Here is a 26,122-nt window from a genome sequence, read left to right as displayed (position 1 = left end):
TAGAGGCTGACAGATTAGAAAATCATCAACCTTTTTTGATTGCTTATTACTATATAAAAACTATCTTAAAAATGCCATGGCAACTCCGCCATCAACATTCAATACATTACCTGTTGATTTATTTAATAATCCTCCCACTAATGCAAAACATGCATTGGCAATATCTTCTGGTAAAATGGCTTCGTTCAATAAAGTGCGTTTAGCATAGTAAGCCGGTAATTCTTCTACTGTAATACCATAAGCTTTTGCCCTTCCTTCGGCCCAGCCACCTGCCCAAATATTACTGTCGGCAATTACGGCATCGGGGTTAACGGTATTTACACGAATTTTATCTGCCCCCACTTCGGCAGCCATTAACCTGGTTAAATGCGCCTGTGCTGCTTTTGCAGAACCATAGCCGGCGTTGTTTGGCCCTGCTACCACTGCATTTTTTGAAACAATGTTTACAATATCGCCGCCAATATTTTGCTTACGCATAACGCCAATGCCTGCCTGCGAAACTAAAAATTGCCCCTTTACTAAAATATCATACAATTTATCCCAATCGGCAATAGTATGATCGGCAATTGGTTTGGAAGTACTAATACCAGCATTGTTTACAATAATATCCACACCACCGAAAGCGAGTGCTGCACTTTCCATTGCCTGAGTAATCGTATCTATATTTGTTACATCCAGTGTTACAGCCGCAGCATTATCCTTTCCAAATAATTTTTGAAATTCATCTGTTGCGGTTTGCAACCTTTCCTCGTTAATATCATTGATGATAACACAAGCCCCTTCTTCTGCAAATTTTTTGGCGATGGCTTTTCCAATTCCTCCTGCACTTCCAGTAACCAATGCAATCCGGCCACTTAAAGGTTTTGCCTTTGGCATGCGCTGCAGTTTTGCTTCTTCCAACAACCAGTATTCAATATTAAAAGCTTCCTGCCTTGGTAAAGAAGTGTACTCAGAAATAGCTTCTGCACCTTTCATCACATTAATAGCGTTGATATAAAACTCTGCGGCTACCCGTGCTGTTTGTTTATCTTTTGCAAAAGTAAATAACCCTACGCCGGGGTATAAAATAACCACCGGATTAGCATCTCTTATAGCAGGACTGTTAGCATGTTTACAGGTATTGTAATAATCGGCATACATTTTTCGGTATGCTTCAAACTCTGGTTGCAGTTTTTCTTTTATTGCAGCAACATTATTTAAATCTTCTGTTGCACTTAATGGCAATACCAACGGACTAATTTTTGTACGCAAAAAATGATCGGGGCAACTGGTACCCAATGGTGCCAATCTTGCAAGATCATTAGAGTTAATAAATTCTAATGCCCTGTCATCATCAGTAAAATGGCCAATCATTTTTGTTTGAGAAGAACAAAATCCTCTTAACACGGGAGCCAATGCAGCAGCCTGTTTCGATCTTTCTTCTTTTGCCAGGGATTGAATTTTAGCACTGCCAAATACCGGCCCTTTTTTTCCATAATTATCATTTAAATAATCTGCACAGCGTTCAATTACTTCTAAAGTGTTTACATAACTTTCGTAAGCGGTATCGCCCCAGGTAAATAAACCGTGAGAGCCTAACATAATTCCTCTTATACCGGGGTTTTCATCAAGGCATTGTTTTAACTGTAAGCCCAAATCAAATCCAGGTTTTTGCCATTCTACCCATCCTATTGTACCGCTGAATAATTCCTGTGTAATTTTTTTACCATCTTTTGCAGCAGCGATGGCAATGGCTGCATCGGGATGTAAATGGTCTATATGTTTAAAGGGAAGAAAGCCATGCAAAGCCGTATCAATGGATGGTGCTTTTGATGCCAGATCGTAAATGCAATGATTAAATAACTCCACCATTTCATCTTCGTGTGCCAGGCCACGGTATACATTTTTTAAACTGCGTAAACGATCTACATATAAAGCTGCCAGTCCACTTTTTTTCAACGTGCCAATATCGCCACCGCTTCCTTTTACCCACATCACTTCATTTTCCTCGCCTGTTAATGGATTTTTTGCCATTGCCTTACAGGAAGTATTGCCGCCGCCGTAATTGGTAAGGCGCAAATCGGCTCCTAAAAGATTGGAGCGGTATATTAATAATGCTACTTCATCACCGGCCATGGTTGCGGCCTTAGCTTCGTCCCACAGGTAGCTTACGTTTTTAAATTGTGCTGTTTGTACCGACATATGTTATAACTTTTTCGTTTTCTTTTTTCAATTTTTCATGCAGGTAATTACCATATCCAACAGTAAGAACTGAAAGAATAATTGTTGCAATACCAATAACAATTGTTGTTTTTGTTTTTTTAGTAACCCCTTTCCATTCCTTTAAAACTATGCCCCACATATTGGCTACTAAAATTATAAAAGACATGTGTAAGATCCAAGAGCTTGCGCCGTTACCCATTTTACTTTCTCCCATACCATAAAAGAAAAATTGCAAAAACCACATTGTTCCGCCTAAAGCACAAAGCAAATAATTTTTTATTAAAGGAGATTTGTTATTGGTGTAATCACCAAAAGATTTATTACGGGCATTTAAAATCATACACCAGATAAAATTGGTGGTTAATCCGCCCCAGAGTATTACTACAAAAATTACATTATTCTTAAATAAAAATTCTCCAGTTTCTGCAGGATTAGCTGCTTTCCAAATTTCATTAGCAGTAGCTCCCATGGTGCTTCCGGCTTCAATACCAAAACTAAAACAGGCGCTGAGTACACCCGATATTATTGCAAGAATTAAACCTTTGGTCAGTTTAAATTCGCTGCCTGCAGCATCAACACCCGTACTACCTAAATCTTTATCTTTCATTCCCCCGGCTTTACCACAAATTACAATACCAATTATGCAAAGTACTAAACCTGCCATTACCATTAAGCCCCATGATGTACCAAACAAATCTGCGATAGTATCTTTCCCTGTTTTAGGATTAAAATAATAATATACCGATGGCACTATTGCACCAAAGAAAGAACATAAACCTAAAATTATTGAACTGCCTAATGATACACCAAGATATCGTACACCAAGGCCGTAAGTTAGACCGCCAATGCCCCATAATAAACCCATTAAATAGGTAGAACCGAGTACAGTTGAGGAAGAGGATTTAATGATATCCATAAATCCGGGAATGGTAAGATATGCTGCAAGAGGCGGAACAACTAACCAGGAAAACAATCCGCCAACAATCCAAAAACTTTCCCAACTCCAGCCTTTTACTTTTTTATAAGGCATGTAAAAACTGCCCGATGCAAACCCACCAATGAAGTGAAATAAAACTCCCAAAATAATTCCCATACAGATCGTTTTTTTAAATATAGCTAAGCAATTACAATGTAAAATAAATTGAAATGCTTTGCGCTGCATCATGTACTATCATGCATTTAAATAAAACGACTATTTTTGTTTAACTTTCAGCTAAAATTATATTGAACACTACTGACGATGCTATCTCCCTTTAATAAACTTATTTATATAGACGAATTTTCGGCCACACCTAAATACCAGCAGCTGGCTAATTGCATTATTAAAGCAATTGAAACACAAAAATTGCAGCTTGATGACGTGTTGCCTTCCATTAACGAATTAAGTTTTGAATTTGAAATATCCCGTGACACTGCCGAAAAAGGCTACCGTTATTTAAAAAAGAGTGGCATAATTGGATCGGTGCCGGGCAAAGGCTACTATATAAAGAATGTTGATGTTGGACAGAAAATAAAAATATTTCTAATGTTCAACAAACTGAGTGCCCACAAAAAAATTATTTACGATGCTTTTGTAAGCACATTGGGAGATTCTGCTGCAATTGATTTTTATATTTACAACAATAACTTTTCTTTATTTAAAAGTTTATTGCTGAATAATAAAGAAGACTATAATTATTATGTAATCATTCCGCATTTTATGGAAGGCAGTGAAAATGCTTATAAAATTTTAAACAATATCCCTAAAGAAAAATTAATTTTATTAGATAAACTGGTACCGGGAGTAACCGGTAATTACGGTGCCATTTACGAAAACTTTGATAAAGATATTTACATTGCACTGGAACAGGCCTTACCCAATTTAAGCAAGTATCATACACTTAATATTATTTTACCGGAATACACTTATCATCCGGGAGAAATTACAACCGGCTTTGCAAAATTTTGCCAGGAGTATGCTTTCAATCATAAAATTGTACACGACATCAGCAAGGAAGAAATTAATAAAGGTGAAGTGTATATTAATTTAATGGAAGACGACCTGGTACTGCTGATTGAAAAAATCTTAAATAAAAAATTGAAGATCGGTAAAGACGTAGGCGTAATTTCTTATAATGAAACAGCATTGAAAAAAATTATCTTAAATGGCATTACCACTATCTCTACCGATTTTCAGATGATGGGAGAAAAAGCAGCCGAACTTATTTTAAATAAATCGGTGGAGCATATTGAAGCAAGGTTTTATTTAACGCTGCGGAATTCTTTGTAGGGGAAGGATAACACGAATTATGAAGGCACTAATTAGACGAATTATTTTATAAGAAAGGGGGGTTCAATTTTGAAACCCCCTAGTATTTTATTAGTGTTCATTAGTGTAATTCGTGGCGGCCTTTACAAATCAGTGATTGGCTTATACTTTGGCACCAATGTTTTCATTACTATCCAGGCAATTAAATACGCTACCGCACAAATAGCAAACATGATGGCATAAGAGGTAGACATTTCAGCCGCTACCAATGGCTTTTGCAACTGCAGTAATTTTTCAAACATACCAGTATTAATTGATTGAAGTTGTTCAGTAACTTCTTTTGGTAAATTTCTTAAATCAACTTTATTAAGGTCAATAGTTTCTCCTTTTTTATTAACCAGGTTAAGCGATTGTAATTTGCTTACATAATCTCCCAAACCGGCTGCTTTTGCATCTATCCACGATTTTGCAATGCCTGCATATTTATAAGAATCAAAAAGCCAGCCTCCCAATTTTGATGTTACCACACCACCAATACCACCGGCCATACCACCAATACCTACTACTGATGCAATTGCTTTTTTAGGAAACATATCAGACACTGTAGTAAAAATATTTGCACTCCATGCCTGATGTGCCGATGCACCAATGCCAATTAAAAGTACCGGCACCCAGTAGCTTATATATCCTAATGGTTGTGCCAATAAAATTACTAAAGGAAAAAATGCAATCAATAACATCGCTTTCATTCTTCCATCATAAGCGGTATAACCTTTCTTTATAAAATATACAGGAAACCAGCCACCCACAATACTGCCAATCATGGCAATGGTATATAATGTTGCCAATGGCAGCATTACTGCTTTATCTACTATACCATATTGTACTTTTAAAAATGCAGGCAGCCAGAAAAGAAAAAACCACCACACGCCATCCGTCATAAATTTTCCAAAGGCAAATGCCCATGTTTGTTTATAGCCCAATAATTTTACCCAGGATACTTTGTTATCTGTTTCAGCAGTTGTTGCTGCAATTTCTTCTTCGCCAGATTTAATATAAGCCAACTCGGCAGCAGATAATCTTTTTTGCTTTTCGGGTTTTTCATAATATAACAGCCAAAAAATCAGCCATACAAAACCTACTAAACCCATTATTATAAAAGCCCATTCCCAACCCCAGTTTTTCTGAATCCATGGAACAGTTAGAGGCGCAAGTATAGCTCCGATATTTGAGCCGGAATTAAAAATACCGGTAGCAAATGATCTTTCTTTTTTTGGAAAATATTCCGCAGTGGCTTTAATAGCTGCCGGAAAATTTCCTGCTTCGCCAAATGCAAGCACCGCCCTGCTGAACATAAAACCTAAAACCGAAATAGAAAAACCTGCAATACCAAACCAACCTAACACAACTGAAATACTCTCACCAATTGGAATAGCGGCGGCATGAATAATTGCAGCGAGAGACCATATAACAATGGCCCATGCATAACCTCTTTTGGTGCCAAGTTTATCAATTATTCTTCCGGCAAATAACATAGAGAGTGCATAGCCAAATTGAAAAACAGAAGTTATATTGGCATAGTCGGAGTTAGACCAGTTAAACATATCCGAACCCGATAAATACGGTTGCAATAAACTCAGCACCTGCCTGTCTAAATAATTTACAGTAGTTGCAAAAAATAACAAGCCGCAAATCGTCCAGCGGTACTTACCAATTTTTTCATTCATATAGCTGTATTGAATATTTTTTTGTAAAGCTGAGCTTGCCCCAATTATTTCGGAGAGCTTGTCGAGACCTTACCGAAGAATTATTTTTTACACTCCTTAATTATCGCCATTACTTTTTTAGTTTCTTCAATAAGTAAATCGTATTGTTTGTTAGCCATTACTTCTTTACTTACTAGTTTACTGCCCATACCTACAGCGCACACACCGGCTTTAAACCAGCCTTCAATGTTTTCTTTACTGGTATCTACTCCGCCGGTAGGCATAAACAATAAGTTAGGAAACAATTCTTTTACCGCACTCATAAATGCCATTCCAATAATATTACCCGGAAAAAGCTTTACCATTTTTGCCCCTAAATTTTCGGCAGCAATAATTTCAGTAGGCGTCATACAGCCCGGCACCCAAAGCATATTATTGGCATCTGCAACTTTCGCCACACTTTCTACAAGGCCCGGGCAAATGATATAATCGCAACCGGCATCAATAAAAGTTTGCGCCATTTCGCCATTCTTAATAGTGCCAACTCCCAAATACATATCTTTCAATTCGGTTTCGCAAACCGCTTTCATAGCTTTAAAATTTGCTAAAGCCGCTTCGCCCCTATTGGTATATTCAACAGTGCGTACACCGGCAGTGTATAAAGCTTTCAGCAACTCAATACTGGTTTGGGTATCTTTATTAAAATAGAGTGGTAACATTCCCTGTTGCGGAATTAGTTGCAGCAGTACATCTTTCTTCATATTGCTTATGGTTTTATCGTTCAACAATATTATTTTAATTTAAGCACAAGCACATAAATAATTACGCAAACGTTTCCGTAAATTTAGTTATAATTAAAATAGTATTCCTTGTTCATTAAACAATTAATAATCATCTTTGAGGCCAAAATTTATCTTTCATCAGAATTAATATTTAACGATGCTAAAAAAAGTTGTTACTCTCGGAGAGATTATGTTGCGTTTATCTACTCCCGATTTTAAACGTTTTGTACAAGCCGATTCATTCGATGTTACCTATGGCGGTGGCGAAGCAAATGTTGCCGCTGCAATTTGTAACTATGGCGAAAATGGAACTTTTGTAACCAAAGTACCCAACAATCCCATCGGGCAATCTGCAATAAATCATTTGCGCCGTTATGGTGTGGATACACAATATATTGCCCGTGGTGGCGACAGGCTGGGTATTTATTTTTTAGAAACCGGTGCAAGTATGAGAGCATCGCAGGTAGTGTACGACAGGGCCGGCGCTTCCATTGCCGATGTTGACATCAGCGAATTTGATTTTGATAAAATATTAGATGGTGCCGATTGGTTTCATACCACCGGCATAACACCAGCATTAAGTGATAAAGCTGCAGCACTTACCATGGCGGCACTAAAAGCTGCCAAAGCAAAAGGCATTACCACCAGCATCGATTTAAATTACCGTAAAAAATTATGGAGTAAAGAAAAAGCACAACAGGTAATGACGGAATTGTGCCGCTATGTAGATGTATGTATTGGCAACGAAGAAGATGCTGATACCTGCCTTGGTTTTAAAGCCGCACACACCGATGTTACCAAAGGCGAATTAAACCTTGATGGTTTTAAAGATGTATTTAACCAGATGCAGGCAAAATTTAATTTTAAATTTATTGCATCTTCTTTAAGAGAAAGCTACAGTGCCAGTGATAATGGCTGGAGTGCACTGGTGTATGATGGCAAAGCTTTTCATCACACCAAAAAATATAATGTACGCATTGTTGACCGTGTAGGCAGTGGCGACAGTTTTGCCAGCGGTTTAATTTACGGGCTGGTTACCGGCATGAGTACTGCTGATGCTGCTGAGTTTGGTGTTGCAGCAAGTGCATTAAAGCATACCATACCCGGCGATTTAAATCATGCAACATTAAGCGATGTAAAAGAATTGATGAAGGGTGATGGAAGTGGAAGGGTGCAGCGGTAAAGGCAGCCCCTGTCCCCTAAAGGGGAACTTAGGTAGCTACTTTATTTAAATTCATTGTTAGCGTACGATTACAGTTTGTTTCCTTTTTTTGAACCAGGCTGTAAACATAAATTTAACTTCATTGGCGTCGCACTCTTGTAGTTTTAGTTCTTTATTCAACAATTTAAAATCGGTACATTTCATATAACTAAAACGCCGATTATTTTATAACCTTAAAACTAAGTTCCCCTTTAGGGGACAGGGGTATGATCATAGACACATTATCTAACGCATCCAAATACACCAGCCTTCATCCGCTGTTTGCAAAAGCATTTGAGTACATCAACAGTACCGACCTTGCAAATATTGAAATTGGTAAATACGAAATAGCCGACGGTTTAAAAGCTATCTTTTCTGATAAACCAGGCATGTCGGCAGCAGAATCAATTGCCAAGTTTGAATGCCACGATAAAAATATCGACATACAATTTTGTATTAACGGTAAAGAAACCATTGGCTGGAAACCCCGCCATAATTGCACTGCCCCAAAAGGAGACTACAATCCTGAAAAGGATGTAAGCTTTTATAACGATGTACCCGATATGTATTTTCAATTAACCAACGGGCAGTTTGCCATTTTTTTTCCGGAAGATGTGCATGCACCTATGATTGCGGCAGATGAAAATGCGATACGAAAATTGGTAATTAAAGTTGCAATATAGTTTTAAAAGGGCCTTCTAAATGAAGGCTTTTTTTATACATGGCAGTTGCAGTAATGCAAACCATTTTATAAACTGCTTTTTGAAGTTGAAAGAAAAATTCGTTACTTTAATAAGTAAGATTGCCAGGCAATATTCAACATAACAATTGTAAATACAGATGAGTACTCCTCAACACATACCCATAAAAACTTTGCATCTTTTCCCTGTGTTAGATAATCTACTTATTGAACTTTTACAATCTTTAACTGATAAAGAATGGAACGCTGCCACCATTGCAAAACTGTGGACGGTTAAAGATATTGCAGCGCATTTGCTGGATGGAAATTTAAGAACATTATCATCTTCAAGAGATAAATATTTTAGTGAAACACCGCAAAACATGAATAGTTACAATGATCTGGTTGCCTGTTTAAATCAGCTAAACCACAGCTGGACAAATGCTGCAAAAAGATTAAGCCCTCAGGTATTAATAAATCTTTTAGAAATAACCGGCAAACAATATGCTGAGCATTTGAATAGTTTAAATCCCTTTAACCAGGCAATATATTCAGTGGCCTGGGCCGGTGAGGAAGTTTCCCAAAACTGGTTTCATATCGCAAGAGAATACACTGAAAAATTTATTCACCAGCAGCAAATAAGAGACGCAGTGGGTAAAGAAGGAATATTAACTAAGGAATTATTTTCTCCATTTATAATCACCATGATGTATGCGCTGCCTTACACTTATAAAAATATACCGGCCAGCACAGGCACAACGGTAACAGTAAAAATAATTTCGGGTATTGGCGGGCAATGGAGTTTAATAAAAACAACTTCAAACTGGGAATTTACAAACCATGCAATAGAAAAAGCGGATGCAACTATTACAATGGATCCCAAAATAGCCTGGAAACTTTTTTCGAAGGGAATAACCGCAACTGAAGCGATTGATAAAGTTGAAATTAACGGAAATGTTGAATTGGGGAAAGCTGCATTAAATATGGTTTCTTTTATGGTTTAAAAAAGTGTGGCTACATGCCTGTCCTTAAATTAAACTGTAAACTATAGCAAATCATTACGTTACATTAGTAGCTCCTGTAATAACAGTAATTAATAGTGCACTTTTAATACCTTCAGCAATAATTATGCGTTTATCTATTATACAGTTTTTGAAAATATTTCAACTTTACTGAAGAAAGTTTTTGTATATTGTATAGCACTCCTTTAAAATCAAGCCCATGTTTAATAATTACCTTAATGATAATCACAGTTGGAAAACCAGTAACGTACAAATGTTCTGGGGCAAAATTGCTCCTGCTGATCATGTAGTTCAAATATATGAAGATGATACAATTTTCATGAACTCCTTATTCGGTTATGTAAATACCGGGCTACTTGAAGGAGACAGTATTATTATTATTGCGACAAAAGAACATATTCAACACCTTAACCTCCTCTTAAATAAACAAAGATATAACGTGGATGCGTTAATTGCAAGAGAACGATATATTGCATTGGAAGCCAATGAAACATTGTCGAAATTTATGGTTAATAATTTACCTGACAAAAAGCGCTTTGATAATTGTATTTCTTCTGTATTTAAAAGAGCGCAAAAAAATGGTGGTAAAGTAAGGGCCTTTGGAGAAATGGTAGCTATATTATGGGAACAGGGTTTAAAAGATGCTACCATTCAATTGGAAAATTTGTGGAACCAGTTGCACCAAAAAAATCAATTTTCTCTATTTTGTGCATATCCCAAAAATGGGTTTATCCATAACGAGCATGATTGTGTGGATGCAGTATGTTCAACGCACAGCAAAGTAATTGTTGGCGGATCACTTACTTCATCAGAAATTTTTTACAAGACTACTGCTGCAACGGCATAGTTTCTTAATATAAAATCAAAAGCCCCGCAATTAATGTGGGGCTTTTGATTTTTAGATCATAATTTATGCAGACTGCAAATGTTGCTATTAAATTCATTCCATAGAATTATAATCAGGGCTGATAACAATTATTATTAAATAGATAATATCTATTTTTGCAGTATGACAATTACACAATTAGAATATATTGTTGCCGTGGATACACACCGCCACTTTGCCCAGGCAGCAGAGCAGTGTTTTATTACACAACCCACCTTAAGTATGCAAATACAAAAGCTGGAAGAAAAATTGGGCAGTAAAATTTTCGACAGGAGTAAGCAACCTGTTATACCAACAGAAATTGGCGAAGAAATAATTCAGCAGGCAAGAATTATTTTAAATGAAGTAAAAAAAATTGATCAGCTTATAAGTGATAAGCAGGGTATTTTAAAAGGCGAATTAAAGATTGGCATTATACCTACACTGGCACCCTATTTATTACCATTGTTTCTGCAACCATTTTTAAAAAAATATCCTGATGTTACTATTAAGGTAAAAGAAATGACTACTGATATTATTGTAGAGAAATTAAAAACCGGCAGAATTGATGCCGGATTATTAGTAACCCCTTTGCAGGAACCCAGCATAACAGAGTATCCATTATTTTATGAGGAGCTGGTGGCATACGTTTCTAAAAAAAATGCTGCATTTAAAAAAACATATGTACTGGCAGATGATATTGATTTAAAAGAATTGTGGTTGCTGGAAGAAGGGCATTGCTTTCGCTCCCAGATAATTAATTTATGTGAGCTTAAAAAACAAAACAAAGAAAAAAGTAATTTTGAATACGAAGCTGGCAGCGTGGAAACTTTAAGGAAAATGGTGGAGCTAAATAACGGTGTAACCATTTTACCCGAACTGGCCACACTGGATTTTAGTACCAAGCAATTAAATATGATACGGCATTTTAAAAGCCCTGCACCTGTAAGAGAAGTAAGTTTGGTTACACACCGTGATTATATGAAAAAGAAATTGATTGATGTTTTAAAACAACAGATCATCGACATTTTGCCACCAAAACTTAGTTTAAATAAAAATAAAAACCTGGTTAAAATTTTTGAGCACAGCATTTAAACAAAATGGTACAATTAATGTTATTGAGTTTTAAAACACTTACTTCAAAAAAATAAAAAAAATATGCCAATTGAAATTGGACAGTTAGCACCGGAATTCAGTTTATTCAACTCGGCAAAAACTAAAGTAAACCTCAGCGATTACAAGGGTAAAAATGTAATACTGCAATTTTTTCCACAAGCCTTTACCGGCACCTGTACCAAACAACTATGTACAGTAAGAGACGATATTGGCAGGTATAACAACAGTACAGCCGTAGTTTTAGGTATTTCTGTGGATTCTGTTTTTACCCTGGCAAAATATAATGAAGAACAGGCTTTTAATTTTACCTTGTTAAGCGATTTTAATAAGGAGGTTTCTGCAACCTATAACACCCTTTATAGTGAGTGGATTTTGGAAATGAAAGGTGTGAGCAAACGTTCGGCTTTTATTATTGATAAAGAAGGGATTATACAATATGCCGAAGTGCTGGAAAGTGCAGGCGATTTACCCAATTTTGAAGCAATAAATAATAAATTAGCACAATTAAACCCATAATTTCAACGTTTTAACCCTGTAGGGGATATTCCCTGCAGGCATTTTTAACAAAAAACGGCATTTTTTTAGTGGTACAATTTTGTTGATTATATCAGTAACATTAAGTAGCTTTACTTTATTGAAACAAATTTTTTACATACTTATTTTTATTATTGGATTAAACTTTACTACTTCTGCTCAAAATAAACCTGCCGAAAGCGGCGATGTTGCAGCCAAGTACATAAAGCTTTATCCAATTCCTGCTACTTCAGTAGTCAATTTCGACTTTGTGAGTGGATACGATAAATCCATGTCTTTTCAAGTGTATAATTTTACCGGCAAAATTGTTTACGAATTAAAAAGCACCCCTCAAAAAATAACTCTTTCACTTGCCGATTTCTCCAGGGGTTTTTATTATTATCAGCTACGTGATAAATTCGGTAAGCTTGTTGAAACCTCCAGGTTTTTAGTGGTTAAGTAATTTTATTTTTTCTACACTTTTTCTATTTTGGTTACCAGCTTTGGTAATATTGTTTGGCTGCGGTGGTCTGGCCTAAAGCGAGACACTCTTGTACACAATATCTTTATTCAACTTTTATTTAAGCGTAGATGAAATTTATGATTATAAAATAATCTGGCTTATATTCTGTATTGACTAATGACAATTAAATTTTTAAAACAATAAATGCTTTTAAGATATTGATTATTTTTGGTGAGCAGCGTCTTGCAGCATAAATTTAGATGTTGGTGGCTATTTTATGAAGACCCTAATTTACATAACGTCAATTCTATTTTTTGGCTGTACTCAACGACAGACAAATGATAAAAATATTTCTACCATTGACACTTCTAAAAAGTTGAGAGATACTAAAATAGAATTGCCTCAAACCAAAGTTGCAAGAGCGAAATATCATACAGACAAAGACACTGTTTATATTTACACACAATCAAAAGACACTTTAAAATATTCAAAAGAAGAATTCAACGACATAGTTGACAATTTCCCTGAACTAACTACTTTACATACTAAATATCCAGACACAGCTTATAATTCAAAAATATGGGTTGACTTTATAGATAGTTCGGGTGAAAAAAACCACTTGACATTTGGAAGTGAAACTGGACAAGATGAATATTATATTTTGTATGCTTACTTTCTAAACCAAAAAAATGGAATTGCAAAGTATTCAATAAGAAGAAAGAAACTACTTGAGATTTATACTACTTTAAATAGTCTATTTGGAGCCTTAAATTATGGAGGAACTTATTTCGGGCATCAATATTCAAGAATTGAAGGTTATGCAGAGTTTTCAATTTATTGGTTTAGACATTATGAGGATTATTTCGACAGACCTTATGACATTACAAAGCAAAAAGAATTTTATATAGCAGGACTTAGGCAGCTAATTACAAACGAGGTGAAAATTGATAACTATGTAAATAGTGAAAATGAAAAAGAAGAAAGACGAAAAGACTTATTCAAATTAGTTGACAATTTGAATAAAGAAATTACCGACAATTTTTATTTGCGAATGGCTCAATCTTTTCAATCAGACCATTATTGACGAGAAGAAAAACAGCCACCAACATGGGTATTGCTGCAAGTGTGGCAGTTTGTGCCTTTGAACCGAGCGTGGCAACGATGATGCCATAGAAAACAAATGCTGGCTACTAAAAAAATCACATCCCCATCAAAAAACTTTTCAATTCTTCCGTACCCACACCAATCATAGTACTTTTCTTTTCTTTAGTTAGTTGCTCTTTAATACTATCCGGCACCTTTACCGTTTGCCCAATAACCGGTTCTACCACATCGTAAAATTTTACCGGATGGGCAGTCTCTAAAAATATGCCTTTATTATTAGGATGCAGTTGCAAATAATCTTCCAATGCCCGGTAAGCAACAGCGCCGTGTGGGTCGCATAAATAATTGTGCTGATTATACACATGCAGTAAAGTTTGTTTGGTAGTGGCATCTGTTACGCTGCAACTGCTCACCTTAGCCGTTAGGTTAGCAAACTGCTGCTGAAATATTTCCATAATGCGTACAAAATTACTGGGGTCGCCAACATCCATAGCATTGCTGATAGTGGCAACCGCTTTTTTAGGTTGATAATTTTGTGTGCTGAAATATTGAGGCACCACATCATTAGCGTTGGTAGCTGCAATAAAATGTTTTATGGGCAGTCCGCTTGCATTGGCTAAAAGCCCGGCACAAATATTTCCAAAATTTCCGCTGGGCACACAAACAACAGGGGGATTATCTTTTTGCAACCATTGTTTGTAGGCAAAGAAATAATAAAACTGCTGGGGTAACCATCTTGCAACATTGATGGAATTGGCAGAAGTTAAAAATAATTTTTTATTAAGTTCCTCATCCAAAAAAGCAGCTTTTACCATTTGCTGGCAATCATCAAAATTACCATTTACTTCCAGCGCACGAATATTATTGCCAAGCGTTGTCAATTGCTTTTCCTGCACACTGCTTACTTTGCCCGAAGGATATAAAATCACCACATCAACACCGGGCACATTATAAAAACCATTGGCAACGGCACCGCCGGTATCGCCGCTTGTTGCTACTAATACCGTAACTTTTTTATCGCTGCCTTTAACAAAATGCCCAAGGCAGCGGCTCATAAACCTGGCTCCAATATCTTTAAATGCCAGCGTTGGTCCATGGTATAATTCTAAAGAAAAAATATCGTCCGTAACTTTTACTAAGGGTATAGAAAAATTTACTGTTTCTTTTACAATGCTGAATAAATCTTCTTCATTAATAGTATTGCCCACGTAAGGTTTAATTACTTCAAAAGCAATTTCTTCGTTACTGATATTTTCAATATTGGCAATTAATTCTTTTTTAACCTGCGAAATACTTTCGGGAAAGTATAATCCTTTATCCGGTGCCTGCCCGTTAATGGTAGCCTCTTTAAAATTTACGCTAGGTGATTTTTTATTTAAACTGTAAAATTGCATTGTTGATTGGTTAACTGGTTAATTAGTTTATTGGTTGAATAGTTTATTAGTTGAAGTTTAAAACTGCCATTGACAATTGACCATTCACTATTGTCCATTCACTACTTTCACTCCATCATTATTAATTGTAGTTATATGCGTATGATACTCCACTCCTATTTTATCATAGATATTTTTCATTATCTGCTCCACATTTTTTGCAGTATGTTCTTCTTTACTCAGCATAAAAACTGAAGGTCCGCTGCCGCTGATGCCGCCGCCTAAAGCTCCGGCTTCTTTGCATTGCGTTTTCACTTCATCAAACCCCGGAATTAAAATACTGCGGATGGGTTCAATAATTACATCTTCCAAACTGCGGCTGATGAGTTCATAATCGCTTTGTAAAAAACCTGCCACCAATCCTGCAATATTTCCCCATTGTTTTATTGCATCTTTCAATTGTACTTCTTTGCGTAAAATTTGCCGGGCATCACTTGTCTTCACTTCTATCTGCGGATGCACTACCGTTACATACATCGGTGGCGCAGTTAAAGGAATAATATCCAAAGGGAAAATAGAACGTATTAATGTAACGCCGCCGTAAATGCAGGGTGTAATATTATCGGCATGTTTTACGCCACTGGCCACTTTTTCTCCATTCATTGCAAAGCGAACCAAATCGTGTTTGCTAAAAAAATTATTGAGTAAATGATTTGCGCCCACTACAGCACCTGCGGAACTTGCAGCGCTGGAACCTAATCCACTACCGGGTTTTATAATTTTATTTATCGTTAGCTCAAAACCAATATTTTTATCAGGATACTCTTCCATCAACGCAATCAATGCAGCTCCTGCTACATTTTTTGCAGGTTCGGTGGGCAAATTATAATCGTCAATATGTTGTATTATTATGCCGGGGCTATTGCTCAACGTTAGTTCCATTTCATCTTGCGGATTATTTAATGCAAGACCTAAAATATCGAAACCACAGACTAAGTTAGCAATGGTTGCAGGGGCAAAAATCTTTATGCCCCCATCCCCTGAAGGGGAGTTATTCAATGTTTCTATTTTTTTTTGCACAGTTTCTTAATTGATACTTTCAAATCTTTTATAAGCTTCGAATAACTCCCCTTCAGGAGATGGGGGCTACGCAGTTGCCCTAATCACATCAGCAAAAACGCCACTCGCTGTTACATCTGCACCAGCACCTGCACCCTTTACCACCATTGGTTGCTCAGGATAACGGTTGGTGTAAAATAAAACAATATTATCTTTTCCATACAAATGATAAAAATCGTGTGCAGGATTTATATGTTGTAACCCCACAGCTGCTTTACCATTTTCGTAAGAAGCAACAAATTTTAATTTGTTTCCCTTTGCAGCCGCTTCTTCATAAATAGCTTTAAAATGTGCTTCGTGTTTCTCCATCTCAGCATAAAAATTTTCTACAGAACCATGCATACAACTTTCTGGCATAAAAGAATTGTTAGCAATATCATCCATCTCAATTTTTTCACCGCTTTCCCTTGCTAATATCATTATCTTACGCATAACATCTTTACCACTCAGATCTAAACGTGGATCTGGTTCGGTATAACCTTCGTCCTGTGCCTGCTTAACGACCGATGCAAAAGATTTTTTTCCATCGTAATTATTAAACACAAAATTTAAAGTGCCGCTTAACACTGCCTGCATTTTATTTATTTTATCGCCGCTGCTTATTAAATCATTTAAAGTACCAATAATGGGTAAGCCAGCACCAACATTGGTTTCAAATAAAAATTTAGCATTAAATTCCCTGGCACTTTCTTTTAATTGCTGGTAGTAATTATAAGAAGAAGAGCAGGCTACTTTATTACACGCCACTACTGCAATACTTTTTTGTAATAATTTATTGTAACAGGTGGCCACTACATCGCTTGCAGTAACATCCACAAAAATAGTGTTGCGTAAATTTTTTGCAATGATGGTATCAATATAATTTTCTATTGTATTTGCAGGTGCTGCTGCAAGTAATGCCGGCCAATTATTTAAATCTATTCCCTCATCATTTAATAATGCTTTTTTGCTGTTGGCAATACCAACAATTTTTAAATTTAACCGGCTGCTGGTTTTTATATAATCCAGTTGCTGATTTAATTGTGCAAGTAATTTGCCGCCAACGTTTCCTGCGCCAGCAATAAATACATTTACCTGCTTGTAAGTGGTTTCAAAAAACGCTTCGTGTAAAACGTTTACTGCTTTGGTAACATCGCTTAAAGCAATTACCGAAGAAATATTTCTTTCGGAAGAGCCCTGTGCAATTGCCCTTATGTTAACCCCATTTTTTCCCATGGCACTAAACATTCTTCCTGCAATACCGGTATGGCTTTTCATATTATCCCCCACCAATGCTACAATGGCCAAATCATTTTCTACAAAAAGCGGTTCTACTTTTTTAGTTTCTATTTCGTAAGCAAAAGCTGTATCAACAGCTTGTTTTGCTGCCACAGCATTTGCCGCATCAACAGCTACACAAATAGAATGCTCTGATGAACTTTGTGTAATTAGAATAACATTAATTTTATTATTGGCCAACGCTTCAAACAAGCGTTTACTAAATCCCGGTATGCCTACCATGCCACTGCCTTCTAAACTAATTAATGAAATTTTATTAATACTGCTGATGCCACGAATGGCACTGCCGTTTTTCATGCTTTCATTTTGTATCACCGTACCTTCATCTTGCGGAGCAAAAGTATTTTTTATCCATACCGGAATATTTTTACTCATCACCGGTTGTATAGTTGGCGGGTAAATCACTTTGGCTCCAAAGTGCGACAACTCCATTGCTTCCTGGTAAGAAATTTTTGGAATGAGTTTTATGTTGGTTACAATTCTTGGGTCGGCAGTCATCATGCCCGAAACATCGGTCCATATTTCTAATACTTTTGCATCCGCAGCGCCAGCAATAATTGCTGCGGTATAATCGGAGCCGCCACGGCCTAATGTTGTAGTAATGCCATTTGTATCAGCCGAAATAAAACCCGGGAGAATGAATAATGATGATGCTTCTGTATTAAAATAATTTTTTATTGCTGTGTTCGTCTTTGAAAAATCTACAAAAGCAGCGCCAAAATTACTATCTGTTGCAATTAATTCCCTTGCATCTTTCCATTGCACATTTAACTCCACCGCTTTTAATTTTGCAGCAATTATTTGAGAAGAAAGTAATTCGCCATAACTCACTATTTTATCTTTGGTGCGTTCAGATAATTCGCCCAGTAAAAAAATACCGTTACAAATATCTTCAATTTCATTACACATTTTTTTTACAGCACTTAACACACTGCTTTGCTGTGTAACGGGTATTAATTCTTTAACTGTATTTAAATGCCTTGTTTCAATTTCCTGCAAAGATGTTTTATAAGTTTCGTTATTATTAGCAGCAAGCTGTGCACATTGCAACAGCAAATCTGTAATGCCACCCAATGCCGAAACAACAATTACAACTTTATCCGTCTTCGGTTTATTTTTAATAATGTCAACTACTTTATTAATATTTTCTGCGGATGCTACCGAACTGCCACCAAATTTTATAACCTGCATTTTTTATTTTTTTTTATTATATTAAATAGCTTTCTTTTCAGAAAAATAGCGTGAGCCCAAGTGGTGATATGAAGATATACAACCCTTAAAGGGTTGTGGTTGTAATAATAGTAGTGCCACTGATAGTAAGCACTATCTTTGAGGAGGACGCAATATGGAAATTGTTGTATTTCATCTGAACAGGTCTCAAAGATATAAAAAATGATTGGATAATATCAAAAAATATTTCATCTTTGTTAACCGATTGCTGCCATTTTCATCATTTTTTTGAATAAATAATATAAATACTAATGGATCATCACAGTTCCCGTGGCTTGCAGCAATTTAATAATAACGTAGGCATCAAATTTCAGTTGTACAACAGTTTGTTCTCTTCGCTGCCCTTTCACCGTATTGAAAAAACGGGAATTTTGTTATCGGTTTTATCCAGCAATTGCGACGAAGGTTTTAAAAGAAAACAAAATCCCACCGACATTATTGAAGAGTTTTTTTTAAAGCATACCACGTACCGGGAAGAACAGGAAAAGTTAGACATGCTGTTTAGAATTATTCAGTATGTAGAGCGGCAGGTGGTGTTGTTTGATGCACTGGAAGATGCTGCTTTTACAGATGTAAGAGATATGGCTGGTGCCGGAACATTAAAACAATTAGAATTAGAAGTAATTCAACATAAAAAAGAAAAAGAACTGGAAAATAAATTGAAAGATTTTTCTGTTCAGCTGGTGCTGACTGCACATCCTACACAATTTTATCCCGGAGCGGTGTTGGGTATTATAAATGATTTATCAAGAGCTTTAGCGGATAATGATGCGGCTAAAATAAATATGTATTTGCAGCAATTAGGCAAAACACCTTTTTTGCAAAAACAAAAGCCCACACCTTTTGATGAGGCAGTAAGTTTAATCTGGTATTTAGAAAATGTTTTTTACCTGGCCGCAGGAAGAATTACTGCATTTTTAAAAAATCAGTTTAATGAGGTAATGCCGAAAAACAAATCCATTCTTAACATGGGTTTTTGGCCCGGCGGCGACAGGGATGGAAATCCTTTTGTAACGGCAGACACTACTTTAAAAGTTGCCCATGCATTAAGAGGCAGCATTATAAAGTGTTATTATCTTGAAATAAGAAGAATGAAACGCAGGCTTACTTTTAAAGGCATTGACGTTATTTTAAACGGGCTGGAAAAACAATTGTACGATAATATTTTTATACCCGGTTATCAAACCGATTTAACCACCACTTATATACTTGCTGAACTTAATAAAATAAAAGAGATCATTATTTACAAGCATAACGGTTTGTTTTTGCATTTGGTAAATAACCTTATCAATAAAGTAAATGTTTTTGGATTGCACTTTGCATCGCTTGATGTAAGGCAGGAAAGTACGGTACATAATGTGGTATTGGAAAATATACATGGCGAAGTGTACAGCAAATTATCTGCAGCAGAAAAAATTAATTTTTGTACAACTGCTCCTGGGGTGTCAACCGAAAAAATATATGCTGATGCATTAGTTAACGACACGGTAAAAAACTTAAGTGCTATACAGGATATTCAAAAATTTAATGGCGAAGCCGGTTGCAACCGCTACATCATCAGCCAGTGCAACAGTGCATTGAATGTGCTGGAAGTGTATGGCTTATTTTTAAGTTGCGGCTGGAAAAAAGAAAATCTAACCATTGACATTGTTCCACTTTTTGAAACTATTGATGATTTGCAACATGCAGAAGCTGTGATGCAAACTTTATACAGCAATGAAGGTTACAAAAAACATTTGCAATTAAGAAAGAACAGGCAAACTATAATGCTTGGCTTTAGCGACGGCACAAAAGATGGCGGTTATTTAATGGCTAACTTCAGTATTTACAAAGCTAAAGAAGCACTTACAAAAATTAGTAAACAACATGATATTGATGTGGTATTTTTTGACGGACGTGGCGGCCCGCCTGCAAGAGGCGGCGGAAAAACGCACCAGTTTTATGCAAGCATGGGAAAAAATATCAGCAACAAAGAAATACAATTAACTATACAGGGACAAACTGTAAGTTCTAATTTTGGTACAATAGATTCGGCGCAATATAATATTGAGCAGTTGATACATGCCGGAATCAGCAATGAAATTTTCAGCAACAGGACTGTTACGCTGCAGCAAACTGAGGAAGACCTATTGCAGCAACTAGCAAAAGAAAGTTATCAAGCTTATGTTGATCTAAAAAATCATCCTGATTTTTTAGATTACTTATCTCATGTAAGTCCTGTAAAATTTTACAGCGAAACTAATATTGCCAGCAGACCCAGTAAAAGAAGCAGCGGCAGTAAATTAGCATTAAAAGATTTGCGTGCCATTCCATATGTTGGTGCATGGGCGCAATTAAAACAAAATGTTACCGGTTATTATGGTGTTGGCTCTGCAATTGCTGCGTTGGATAAACAGGGAAAATTAAATACTGTAAAGGCATTATATAGTAATTCTTTATTTTTTAAAACACTAATGGACAATTGCGAAATGGCCATGAAGAAATGTTATTTTCCATTAACAGAGTATTTAAGTAAGGATGAAAAATACGGGGAGATATGGAATAAAATTTACCAGGAGTATGAACTTACAAAAAAATACGTTTTGCAATTAAGCGGCAGTACAGAATTAATGAGTAATTATCCTGTTGACAGTTTATCTATTGCTATGAGGGAAAAAATTGTTTTGCCTTTACTTACCATACAGCAATATGCCATAAACAAAATGAGGGAGATGGATGAGCAATTAATTAATTCCCCCATGAAAGAAACTTACGAGAAGCTGGTGATTAGGTCTTCTTTCGGTATAATTAATGCAGGAAGAAATTCAGCATAAAAAAGATTACAGTAAAATTGTTTTCAATTTTATTGATGCATAACAATTAAATTTGTTGTAACAAATTTTACTGTATTTACTTTCAGTATTTTTTTATTTTCAACAAAATATTATGATGTCCCTCACTTTACAAATTACCTGGCTTTTTTTACTGGCTATTCCTATTGCCTGTATAGCCTGGACAGTTACACACGAAGAAGTATTTAAAGAGCCCCGTGAATTTTGTGAAAAATGCAGCAAAGAAGGTAAATCTATTTTTAAAAGAAAGTTTTTTTATTTATTTACCTGCGAATATTGTTTCAGCCATTATGTAACGATTGCTATGCTTATTTTCAGCGGTTATAAATTATTATTGGCCGACTGGAGAGGTTATGTAATTGCAGGATTTTCCTTAGTATGGATTGCCAACATTTACATGAGTATTTTTGCACGGATAAGAATGGAGATAAAAAAAGAAAAAATTGAAATCGCTGTTAAAGAAGAACAGTTGAATAAATAGCAAAGTTTCATACACCGTTCATATCTACGAACGGTGTCGATAAAAATTTTACTTTGATGTGTTTAAACTTCAATTAAATTATCCAACTTCAGCGCCACACTTAATCCTTCCAGTGTTTCTCCATTTACAATTAATCTAATCTTTTCATTTTCCTGACTCATTTCAATTACAAATTCTTTTCCGCCATAATTGTAATTTATTTTTATGCCATTCCATTGTTCAGGTATGCAGGGTTTAAAATGCAGCATATCTCCTTCTCTTCTTAACCCAATAAAAGAATTGATTATTAACTGGTACATCCATCCGGCAGAGCCGGTGTACCAAGTCCATCCGCCACGGCCTTTATGCAAAGGCTCGGCATATACATCCGCAGCAATTACATAAGGTTCTGTTTTATACACACCAATTTTTTCTTCGGTATTACCACGGTTTAATGGGTTTATCATTTGCAATAATTCCCATGTTCTCTTTTTATCTTCAATAGCAGCAAATGCCATTACCAGCCAAATAGCAGCATGTGTATATTGCCCGCCATTTTCTCTTACACCGGGTACATAGCCTTTTATATAACCGGGGTTCATAGCCGATTTATCAAAAGGCGGTGTAAACAATTGTATCATACCGTCTTCTTTTTTTACCAAAAAATTATCTGCAGACCGCATAGCCGTTAAAGCATTTTCTTTTTCACCTGCTGTTGATAAAACCGACCAGCTTTGTGCAATAGAATCAATTTTACATTCTTCGTTTTCTTTAGAGCCTAATGGTGTACCATCATCAAAATAGGCACGGCGGAACCATTCGCCATCCCACGCATTTTTATTAATGTTCTGTTTTAAAATTTCTGCCTGCTCGGTACATTTTCTTGCATACGCTTCGTCTTTATTAATTTTTGCAACAGTAATAAACTGCAGCAGGATATGGTAAAGAAAAAATGCAAGCCATACACTTTCACCTTTTCCATGATGGCCCACTTTATCCATACCATCATTCCAATCGCCACTGCCAATTAGCGGCAAGCCGTGTACGCCAAATACCAAACCATGATCAATTGCCCGTACACAATGCTGGTATAAAGTTTCAACCCTGTCGGATTTTATAGGCAGATCAAAATAAGATTCTTCACCGGTATTTAATAAACGTCCTTCCAGGTAACTCACAGGCTCTTCCAAAATTTTAATATCTCCTGTTGCTGCAATATATTTTGATGTTACAAAAGGCAACCATAAATAATCATCGGAGCAGGTTGTACGAACACCACGGCCCATTGGGGGATGCCACCAGTGTTGTACATCACCTTCTTTAAACTGCCGGGATGCACATAAAAGAATTTGTGCCCTTACAATATCCGGTGTAGTGTGTACAAGAGATAAAACATCCTGTAACTGATCTCTAAAACCAAAGGCTCCGCCTGATTGATAAAAACCACTTCGTGCCCAGATACGGCAGGCCAGTGTTTGATAATTTAACCATCCATTAGCCAGGATGTTTATCGCTTTATCGGGTGTTTCAATTTGTACAGCATTTAAAGTTTTATGCCAGTAATTTTTCACATTATCCAAAGCAGTACGGGCTGCAGTTGGCCCTTCAAAAGTTTTTAAAATATGAATGGCTTCTTCCATATTTTTTCCGGCACCCAATTTAAAAATAATTTCTCTTTCCTGGTCTTCAGCAAAATCTAACACTACTTGTATAGCCGCACATGGGTCTAAAGCTGCGCCTGTTTTACCTGATAGTTTTGCCCTCGTCATGGCATCAGGATTAGCCAGTGTTCCGTTGCGGCCAATAAATTCCAATCTGTCGGTAGTGTGTGTTCTGTTAACATCATCCACATCAAAAAATGCAACTCTTCCATTAAACTCTGTGCTGTAAGCATTAGTTGCCATCAACGCACCGCTCTGTACATCAACTTGTGTAATGGTATGCATTAAAGATTTTTTTCTCAAATCTCCCAGCACCCATTCTACATAACCTGTTGCAGAAATTCTGCGGCTTCTGTTAGAAGTATTTTTTATTTTGATGACAATAAATTTTACAGGTGCATCTGTATCAACATATACACACATTGCTGATTCAATACCGTCTTCACTATGTTCAAAAATAGAATACCCAAATCCATGCCTTGTGATATAAGGCGAATGTCCACGGCAGGGCAATGGTGATGGCGACCAAAATCTTCCACTCTCTTCATCTCTCAAATAAAATGCTTCGCCTTTTAAATCACCAATCGGATCGTTGTTCCATGGCGTAAGCCGCAACTCATGTGCATTCTCTACCCACGTGTACGCCTGGCCGCTTTCTGAAATTACTGTACCGAAATTGGCATTGGCAATTACATTAACCCATGGCGCCGGTGTTAACTGTGTGCTTGTAGTAGTGATAACATATTCTTTTCCGTCATTAGAAAAACCACCAATGCCATTAAAAAACTGCAGGTTATTTTGCGGTGCTACCGAAGTAACAACAGAGGTATGAAATTTACTTGGGCTGAAATATGGAATGCTTGATTTTAATTTGCTTCGCCGGTTCATTTGTTCTTCCAGTGTACCCAGCGAATCTGTAATTACAATATGCGCTACCGATTGAAAAAGAATTCTGTCTTCTGCAGAAATTTGATCGGCAGAGCGGATAAAAATCCCTCCGGGGTGCTCCCTGCTGTCGCCTGAAACCCCAGGTGCCACAAGATTTTGAATATCGTTGTGCAATACCTGGCGATAACCACCATGATCTTCGTTCCAGATAACAAGGTCAACCGTTAAACCTTTAAGCCGCCAGTAAGTATGCGCCTGCACTAATTGCTTTACCAAATCTATATTTGCTGCATCTTCAATTTGCAATAAAACTATAGGTATATCTCCGGAGATAGAATAACCCCACAAGCCTGATTGGCCCCGATGATTTTTGATGATATTAGCAGGATCAGTTCTTAATGATGGATTAGAAAAAATTATGGAACTGGCCAAACGGGAATACAATTGTGCATCTGCTTCGGAGGCATTTATCTGGCGCAAAATTACCTGGCTGTGTGTCCAAACCAGCTCGAGTACACGATTGGTAAGATGCCTGTCCTGGTATTTTTCTACCAGCAGGTTACAAGTTTCTTTTGTATCTGCCGCTCCAAATATCATATCCACAATTGCAGTTTCCTGTGGTTCAATTACAATACTGTACTGAATGGCAATTACAGGATCCAGCACAGAACCGCTGTTACCCGATAATCCATTTTTTAATTTCATTGCTTTTGGGTCATTGATAGTAAATCCTCTTCCAATAAATTCACTTCTGTCGGTTTCGTAAGAGATGGTTTTAATTTCTGCATCATGCACTTTCATTAAATGAAACATCCATGGTGTACTTTCATCTACCGACCTTGGTCTTCTTGAGCAAAGTATTGCATTACGCAACCTGTTTATATCTGTTTGTACAAATAAATTACTAAAGGCAGGATGAGCTTCATCTGCTGCAGCGGAATTCAAAACTACTTCTGCATAACTCGTAATCTCAATTGTTCTTTTTTTACGGGATCGATTGGTAATATGTATCCTTCTCAATTCAATATCATCTTCGGGTGATACCACAATTTCGGTATGTGTTTCCAATGAAAAATCACGTCTGCGAAATTCGGCTCGGCCCTGAGAAAAAACAGCTTCATAATTTTCACCTTCTTTTAGTGAGGGTTGAAAAGATGTTGACCACACTGCTTCGTTATCTACATCACGGATATAACAAAAAGTTCCCCAGTTATCGCAGGTTGTTGCGCATTGGCGCCAGCGCGCGGCTCCAGCGCAACATCACGATTACCAAACAACAGGGATTACCGGAGCGCAAGCTCCTGCTTGCTGGCGTGACCCCCAGCCTGTCGGGTGAGCGGGCGCCTGCAGCCGCGCCGCCGGCCAACAGCGAGAGCCTTCA

19 protein-coding genes are annotated in these 26,122 nt (G+C 36.7%); 11 read left to right on the top strand and 8 right to left on the bottom strand.

Going from position 1 to position 26,122, the window contains the following annotated elements; all coding sequences use genetic code 11:
* Positions 1–60: 60 nt before the first annotated feature.
* Together ACY651_RS10805 and rhaT are read right to left on the bottom strand one after the other, a co-directional pair.
* Positions 61–2,181, bottom strand: a complete 2,121-nt coding sequence (locus ACY651_RS10805; RefSeq protein ID WP_462252557.1) for a bifunctional aldolase/short-chain dehydrogenase — start codon at positions 2,179–2,181, stop codon at positions 61–63.
* Positions 2,156–3,295, bottom strand: coding sequence for an L-rhamnose/proton symporter RhaT (gene rhaT / locus ACY651_RS10800; RefSeq protein WP_462252555.1), 1,140 nt, complete (start codon positions 3,293–3,295; stop codon positions 2,156–2,158). The genes ACY651_RS10805 and rhaT overlap by 26 nt, the downstream gene beginning before the upstream one ends.
* A gap of 147 nt (positions 3,296–3,442) precedes the next feature.
* Between rhaT and ACY651_RS10795 the strand changes: the two genes are divergently transcribed.
* Positions 3,443–4,471, top strand: a complete 1,029-nt coding sequence (locus tag ACY651_RS10795; RefSeq protein WP_462252553.1) for a GntR family transcriptional regulator — start codon at positions 3,443–3,445, stop codon at positions 4,469–4,471.
* A gap of 122 nt (positions 4,472–4,593) precedes the next feature.
* On the opposite strand, the gene ACY651_RS10790 is transcribed toward ACY651_RS10795, so the two are convergent.
* Both ACY651_RS10790 and ACY651_RS10785 read right to left on the bottom strand, forming a co-directional pair.
* Entirely contained in the window at positions 4,594–6,177 is a 1,584-nt protein-coding gene (locus ACY651_RS10790; RefSeq protein ID WP_462252551.1) for an MFS transporter, read from the bottom strand.
* A gap of 80 nt (positions 6,178–6,257) precedes the next feature.
* Complete coding sequence (locus ACY651_RS10785) at positions 6,258–6,941, bottom strand: bifunctional 4-hydroxy-2-oxoglutarate aldolase/2-dehydro-3-deoxy-phosphogluconate aldolase (protein WP_462252549.1); 684 nt, start codon at positions 6,939–6,941, stop codon at positions 6,258–6,260.
* A 154-nt stretch (positions 6,942–7,095) separates the two neighbouring features.
* Here ACY651_RS10785 and ACY651_RS10780 point away from each other — a divergent pair, with 154 nt between their 5' ends.
* The 8 genes from ACY651_RS10780 (at position 7,096) to ACY651_RS10745 (ending at position 13,881) form a co-directional block, all read left to right on the top strand.
* Positions 7,096–8,121, top strand: a complete 1,026-nt coding sequence (locus ACY651_RS10780) for a PfkB family carbohydrate kinase (RefSeq protein ID WP_462252547.1) — start codon at positions 7,096–7,098, stop codon at positions 8,119–8,121.
* Positions 8,122–8,366: 245 nt separating this feature from the next.
* Positions 8,367–8,822: a NanQ anomerase/TabA/YiaL family protein gene (locus ACY651_RS10775; RefSeq protein WP_462252545.1), complete on the top strand. Its 456-nt coding sequence runs from the start codon at positions 8,367–8,369 to the stop codon at positions 8,820–8,822.
* Between the two features lie 157 nt (positions 8,823–8,979).
* Positions 8,980–9,822, top strand: coding sequence for a maleylpyruvate isomerase N-terminal domain-containing protein (locus tag ACY651_RS10770; RefSeq protein ID WP_462252543.1), 843 nt, complete (start codon positions 8,980–8,982; stop codon positions 9,820–9,822).
* A 217-nt stretch (positions 9,823–10,039) separates the two neighbouring features.
* Positions 10,040–10,687, top strand: a complete 648-nt coding sequence (locus ACY651_RS10765) for an MEDS domain-containing protein (RefSeq protein ID WP_462252541.1) — start codon at positions 10,040–10,042, stop codon at positions 10,685–10,687.
* Between the two features lie 162 nt (positions 10,688–10,849).
* Positions 10,850–11,800: a hydrogen peroxide-inducible genes activator gene (locus tag ACY651_RS10760; protein WP_462252539.1), complete on the top strand. Its 951-nt coding sequence runs from the start codon at positions 10,850–10,852 to the stop codon at positions 11,798–11,800.
* A 63-nt stretch (positions 11,801–11,863) separates the two neighbouring features.
* A complete protein-coding gene (locus ACY651_RS10755) occupies positions 11,864–12,337 on the top strand; it encodes a redoxin domain-containing protein (RefSeq protein ID WP_462252537.1) in 474 nt (157 codons plus the stop codon).
* Positions 12,338–12,455: 118 nt separating this feature from the next.
* Positions 12,456–12,797: a T9SS type A sorting domain-containing protein gene (locus tag ACY651_RS10750; protein ID WP_462252535.1), complete on the top strand. Its 342-nt coding sequence runs from the start codon at positions 12,456–12,458 to the stop codon at positions 12,795–12,797.
* A gap of 277 nt (positions 12,798–13,074) precedes the next feature.
* Entirely contained in the window at positions 13,075–13,881 is an 807-nt protein-coding gene (locus ACY651_RS10745) for a hypothetical protein (RefSeq protein ID WP_462252533.1), read from the top strand.
* Between the two features lie 115 nt (positions 13,882–13,996).
* Here the strand turns inward: ACY651_RS10745 and thrC are convergent, their stop codons facing one another.
* The 3 genes from thrC to thrA form a co-directional block, all read right to left on the bottom strand.
* A complete protein-coding gene (thrC, locus tag ACY651_RS10740; RefSeq protein WP_462252531.1) occupies positions 13,997–15,295 on the bottom strand; it encodes a threonine synthase in 1,299 nt (432 codons plus the stop codon).
* Between the two features lie 87 nt (positions 15,296–15,382).
* Positions 15,383–16,354 carry a homoserine kinase gene (locus ACY651_RS10735; protein ID WP_462252529.1) on the bottom strand — a complete coding sequence of 324 codons (972 nt, stop codon included), beginning with the start codon at positions 16,352–16,354 and terminating at the stop codon, positions 15,383–15,385.
* A gap of 66 nt (positions 16,355–16,420) precedes the next feature.
* On the bottom strand, positions 16,421–18,862 hold the full coding sequence (gene thrA / locus ACY651_RS10730) for a bifunctional aspartate kinase/homoserine dehydrogenase I (RefSeq protein WP_462252527.1): 2,442 nt from the start codon (positions 18,860–18,862) through the stop codon (positions 16,421–16,423).
* Between the two features lie 290 nt (positions 18,863–19,152).
* Between thrA and ACY651_RS10725 the strand changes: the two genes are divergently transcribed.
* Complete coding sequence (locus ACY651_RS10725) at positions 19,153–21,714, top strand: phosphoenolpyruvate carboxylase (RefSeq protein WP_462252525.1); 2,562 nt, start codon at positions 19,153–19,155, stop codon at positions 21,712–21,714.
* A 112-nt stretch (positions 21,715–21,826) separates the two neighbouring features.
* Complete coding sequence (locus ACY651_RS10720) at positions 21,827–22,213, top strand: hypothetical protein (RefSeq protein ID WP_462252523.1); 387 nt, start codon at positions 21,827–21,829, stop codon at positions 22,211–22,213.
* A 62-nt stretch (positions 22,214–22,275) separates the two neighbouring features.
* Here ACY651_RS10720 and ACY651_RS10715 read toward each other — a convergent pair whose 3' ends face one another.
* Positions 22,276–25,932 carry a GH36-type glycosyl hydrolase domain-containing protein gene (locus ACY651_RS10715; RefSeq protein ID WP_462252575.1) on the bottom strand — a complete coding sequence of 1,219 codons (3,657 nt, stop codon included), beginning with the start codon at positions 25,930–25,932 and terminating at the stop codon, positions 22,276–22,278.
* Positions 25,933–26,122 lie beyond the last annotated feature (190 nt).

It is taken from the genome of Ferruginibacter sp. (genome assembly GCF_031391665.1).
Lineage (GTDB): Bacteria > Bacteroidota > Bacteroidia > Chitinophagales > Chitinophagaceae > Ferruginibacter.
Note: the sequence above shows the minus strand (reverse complement) of the source record. Positions and strands in the feature narration are given on the sequence as shown.